The following is a 5,736-nucleotide window of genomic DNA, read 5'->3' on the forward strand; positions in this document are numbered from 1 at the left end:
GGCGATCCACTGCCGGCACTGCGGCCGGTCCGGCTGGGCGGCCATCTCACCCGAACGCGACCCCCAGGAGCTGGTCACCGACCCGGACCGGATCTACCGGGCGAGCGTCGGCGCGGACAAGCGCCGGGTCAGGGCGTTCGTCGCGGCCACGGCGAACGAGATCGCCAACCCGGGCCGGGGCCTGCTGGTCCTGGACTCCGCCGGCAGCCGGGTCCGGCCGTTCGACCCGGCGCGGGACACCCCCGGGGAGGCCGGCCGCGGCACCACCCGCATCCCCGACGGCGTCGCCGTGCTCGGCGACCTCGCCGACATCGCCGGCGCGGAAGCCGACCGCTGCCCGGCCTGCGGGCTGGACGAGGGCGTCCGCTACCTCGGCGCCGGGCTCGCCACCCTCGCCTCGGTCGCGGTCACCGAACTGTTCACCAGCGGCGAGCTCACCGGCCGGGAACGCCGGACGCTGCTGTTCAACGACTCGGTGCAGGACGCCGCGCACCGCGCCGGCTTCGTCGCCACCCGGTCGTACACGTTCTCGCTGCGCTCGCTGCTCGTCGACCAGTTGCGCCCCGGCACACCGGTGGCCCTCAACGACCTGCTCGCGGACCTGATCGCCGCCGCCACCAGCCCCGCGTCCGACCCCGGGACGCTGGCCGCGATCGTCCCGCCGGACCTGCACGACCAGCCCGGGATCGACGGGCTGCTCGCCGGGGAGCACGCCGGCGGCAGCGAGGTCTGGCAGCTCATCGCCGACCGGCTCGCCTTCGCGGCGATCATGGAGTTCGGCCTGCGCTCCCGGCAGGGCCGCACCCTCGAACTGACCCGCACCGTGGCCGCCGAGGTCACCCTCACCGAACCGGAGAAGATCGCCGCGCTGTGCCGGGACGTGTTCGTACACGGGCCGGCGGCCACCATCCCGCCCGCGGACGAGGTGACCTGGCTGGCGTTCGTCCGCGGGCTGCTCGAACGGCTGCGGATCCGCGGCGCGATCCGGCACCGCTGGCTGGACGGCTACCTCGGCCAGGCCGGGGCGCGCTGGAAGGTGTGGGGCGGGCGGCCGAACGGGATGCCCGCCTTCCCCCGCGGGGTGTCCGCGCCGGCGTTCCTGCTGTCCGCGCCGAAACGCCGCAGCGAGTTCGACGTCCTGACCGCCCGCGGCAACTGGTACCAGGACTGGGCGGTCCGCTGCCTGGAGCTCTCCCGCGAGCACGCCACCGACTACCTCGCCCGGCTGCTGCCCGTCCTCGCCGACGAGGGGGTGCTGGCCCGCCGGGTCGCCGAGGACGGCACCAGCGTCGTCTACGGGCTGCAACCAGGCCACATCCATGTGGTCAGGCTCGGTGACGACGAGGTGGCCGCCGCCGCGCTCCGCTGCGACATCTGCGCCTGGACGCAGACCGTGCCCCCGCACCGGGCGGCCGACTGGGCCGGGCAGCGCTGCCAGCGCTACCGGTGCGCCGGCCGGCTCACCCCCGACACCACCCGTCCCAGCCCCGTGACGGGCGCGCCCGCCGACTACTACCGCCGGCTGTACACCGAGGGCGGGATCTTCCGGGTCGTCACCGGCGAGCACACCGGCATGCTGACCCGCCCACAGCGGGAGAAGATCGAAAAACAGTTCCGGGACGGCACCCGGTACACCGACCCGAACGTGCTGTCGTGCACCCCCACCCTGGAACTGGGCATCGACATCGGTGAGCTGTCCGCGGTGGTGCTGGCGTCGCTGCCGGCGGGGCCGGCGAACTATGTGCAGCGGGCGGGCCGGGCCGGGCGGCGCAGCGGCAACGCGCTCGTGCTGACCCTGCTGGGCCGCCGCGAACGCGACCGTTACTACCTCACCGACCCACGGGAGATGATCGCGGGGGAGATCCTCCCACCGGGCTGCTACCTCTCCGCCGTGGAGATCCTGCGCCGCCAGTACGTGGCACACCTGGTGGACCTGGCCGCCCGCGGCCGGTTCCCCGGCGTCCTGCCCCTGCCACGGCTGGCCTCGGCGCTGTTCGGGCCGTCCGGCTGGCTCACCTCGTTCACCGACGCCGCTCTCACCGTCGGTGACACGGTCGTCGGCGAGTTCCTCGGCCTGTTCGGCGGCGGCACCGGCGGTGCGGGCGGCACGGGCGGCGCGGGCGCCGCCGGCCTGGAGGGCACGGACGGCGCTGCCTCCGCCGCCGGTGTCAGCGCCGCCGCCGCGGCCGAGCTGCGTGCCTACGCCACCGGCGGGCTCGCCCAGGCCGTCCAGGCGGTGCGGGACGAGTGGGACGCGCGCCTGGCCGACCTGCGCCACCGGCTCGACGCGATCGAGGAGGCCGCGGCCCTGCTGATCACGTCCGACCCTGACCAGGACCGCGACCACCGGGCCCTGCGGGCCGAGCGCCGAGCGGTCAGACAGCGGATCGGGCAGATTGGCAGGGCCTCGGCGCACGGCACCCTCGTCGAGTCCGGGCTGCTGCCGAACTACGCGCTGATCGACACCCGTACCGCGCTGGAAGCCACCCTCACCTGGGAGGACCGCAGCAGCGACGACAACCGGGTCTTCCACAGCGAACTGCGGGAGTACAACCGCCCCGCCCGTCCCGCGCTGGTGGAACTCGCCCCCGGGAACAGCTACTACGTCCTCGGCTACCGGCACACCATCTCCGGCCTCGACATCGGCTCGCCGAACCGGCCCGCCTACGAACAGTGGCGGGTCTGCCCGGCCTGCGGCTACGTGCGTACCACGCTGGCCGCCGAGGACACCGGCCGCTGCCCCCGCTGCGCCAGCCCGGCGATCGCCGACGCGGGCAACCTGTTCACCGTCCTGCGGCCCACCAAGGTCACCGCGCACGACCGGCGGGACGACGCGAAGATCCACGATGATTCCGACGAACGCGACGTCAGGCCCTACACCACGGCAATCGCCGTCGACGTCGACCCGGCCCACGTCGAGAGGTCCTGGCGGCACAGCCACGTCACCTTCGGCGTCGACTACACCCGTCAGGCCGTCATCCGTGAGTTCAACCTGGGCGTGGCCCACTACGACCGGCCCGCCAGCGACATTTTCGCCGGGGTCGACACCCGGCTCAGCCCCTTCTACACGTGCACCTCGTGCGGCGGCACCACCACCGACCGGCCGCCGACGACGACGGGCCTCGCCGCGATCGCGCCGTCCACCTCGGCCAGCGGGCCGGGCCGCCCCGGTGACAAAGCGGCCGAACACCACCGGCTGTGGTGCCGCTATCGGCGCGCCCCGCACGCCGCCGAGCACGTCCCGCTGATCCTCGCCCACGAGCTGCGCACCGAGGCCCTGCGCATCCTGGTGCCGGCGGTCACCGCCGCCGTCGAGGAGCGGATCGTCTCCTTCGCCGCGGCCCTGCGCCTGGGCATCGCCGCCCGATACGGCGGTGACCCCGACCATCTGCGGATCGTGAAGGCGGTCATGCCCGACCAGGAGACCGGGCACACCCGCCGGTTCCTGGTCGTCCACGACGTCCAGCCCGGCGGCACCGGCTACCTGCACCGGATCAGCGACCCGGACAGCTTCCGCGACGTGCTCCAGGCCGCCCGGGATGTGATCGCGGACTGCCGCTGCGTCACCGAAGGTAAACCGGCCTGCCACCGCTGCCTGCTGCGCTACGCCCGGGACAGGGAGTTCCCCCTGATGATCCGGGCCGAGGCGCTGAGCATGCTGGGGGAGCTGCTGGAGCCCTGGACGGTCGGGCCGTCGGTACGCACGAGCGAGATCTCCCTGTTCGACCAGGTCGAAAGCGAACTGGAACTGCGCTTCCTGCGGGCCCTGCTCGACTGGGGCCAGCGCCCGGACAGCCGTGCCAGCATCACCCGGGCAGCCGACCAGGACGGCGCCCGCATCGCCGACCTGCGGATGGAGACCCCCGACGGCCAGGTCGTCCACTGGCGGATGAAGCTGCAGAACACCATCCGCGGCACCCGGCCGGACATCCACTTCGTCCGTCTGGACGCCGCCCCCGCCGAGGTGGCCGTCTACCTCGACGGCTACCGCTACCACGCGTCCAGCGAACACAACCGGCTCGCCGACGACGCCGACAAACGCACCCGGCTGCGCGCCCACGGCGTGCACGTCTTCCAGCTCACCTGGGACGACGTGGAGGCCTGGCGCAACGGGACCAACGGGGCCGATGGGGCCGATGGGGCCGATGGTGTGGGCGGAGCCGGCGGCGGCCGGCCGCGGGTGTGGTCGCCGTACCACGGCCTCGGGCGGCGGGCCGCCCGCGACTACTACCAGCAGCGCACCGGGCGCGACGGTGGAGAGCTCAACGACACGGTCTGGGTGAACCCGGTCGAAACGCTGCTGGCGTTCCTGCGGGATCCCGACCCGCGGCTGTGGCGGGCCCGGGCCGAGGGCGGGCTAGCCGGGCTGCTCAGACAGCCGGGCGCGGTGGCCACCTCGTCGGGCTCCCGGCACGTCGCCGACCGGGTCACCGCGGCGCTGCGCGGCGACGATCTCCCCTCGCGTGGGCTCGACCCGATCATTCTGCTGCGGGTCGCCGACACCGGCGGCTGCCCGCTCGTACTGATCGTCGACGAGCGGGCCGGCAGCACGGACCGGGCCTGGTCGGCCCTGGTGGCGGTCGACGACCGGCCCGCGACCATCGCCGCCGACGAGGAGGACCACCGGATCCGCTGGGCCGCCTGGCTGTACTGGACCAACCTGGTGCAGTTCCTCGACGCCGGCCGCGGGGACGGCGTCCAGCTCGCGCTCTCCGCACTGGGCACCTTTGACCCCGGGCTGCTGGCGGTCGCCGAAGGCGGCGGCCTGCTGTCCGTGGCGCGGGCTCTCCCGCTGGACGACGAGACGTCGTCCTGGCTCGGCCGGGCGTCACTGCTCGGCCGAGTGTCACTCCTGCCGGCCAGGCCGCCGGCGACCGGCGCGCGGCCGGCGGACCCACGCTGGCAGGAGGTGCTGGACCTGCTCGACCCGGACGAGCCCGGCCTGGAACAGCTGGTACGCGGCGTGCTGGCCGCCGGTGCGCCGCCGCCCGAGATCGGTTACGAGATCGGTGACCAGGCGTGGCAGGCCGAGGTCGCATGGCCCGCGGCCCGGGTGGCGGTGCTCCTCGGCCCCGTGGCCGCCGAGCCCGGTGACGCCACCGGTCCCGGCGGTGCCGACGGCTCCACGGCTGATGGCTCCACAGCTGGTGACGCCGAGATCGCCGATCGGGACGCAGCGTACACGGCCGCCGGTTGGGACGCCCGGACAGCCACCCGGTGGGCCGTCGACGAACTCGTCCAGAAGATCGTCGTACCTGCTGGATCGGCCGTATCCGGTGGATCGGTCGACGGATCACGAGAGGACACAGACCGGTGAGCGGCCAGGGCGGGGTGACGCTGCGGATCCTGGAGCGTGCGGACAAGGAGATCCTGGCGCTGTCGCGTACCGGCAAGGGCGCGGTCTACGAGTTCCAGGACCTTTTCCGGCGTAACCCGTGGAACCCGAAACTGCGTTTCAAACGGCTCAGTGGCGATCCACGGCTGTGGTCGGCCCGAGTCGGGAACGATTTCCGGGCGCTGCTGCTCCACGTCGGCGGTCAGGACTATCTGCTTGTCTCGGTCCGCGACCGCAAGGACGTGTACGACAGCCTCGACCGGTACCAGTACCAGATCAACCGGGTCACCGGCGGTATCGAGGTCGTCGACCTGTCACCGGTCGGTGACAGCATTGTCGGCCGTCTGCTGCCACCCGACCCGGACGGGCACCGTCCGCACGAGCGTCGTCCCGACGGCGGC

At 73.6% G+C, this 5,736-nt stretch carries 2 protein-coding genes; both read left to right on the forward strand.

Annotated features, from left to right (window positions below; translation table 11 throughout):
* Positions 1-5,317, forward strand: a 5,317-nt coding sequence (locus AC5LSR_RS07385) for a helicase-related protein (RefSeq protein WP_493468281.1), incomplete at its 5' end; no start/stop codon positions are given.
* The coding region (locus AC5LSR_RS07390; protein WP_493468282.1) for a type II toxin-antitoxin system RelE family toxin at positions 5,314-5,736 on the forward strand (423 nt) is incomplete at its 3' end. The genes AC5LSR_RS07385 and AC5LSR_RS07390, both read left to right, overlap by 4 nt.

The sequence above is a fragment of the Protofrankia sp. CiP1_Cm_nod4 genome (genome assembly GCF_982290645.1).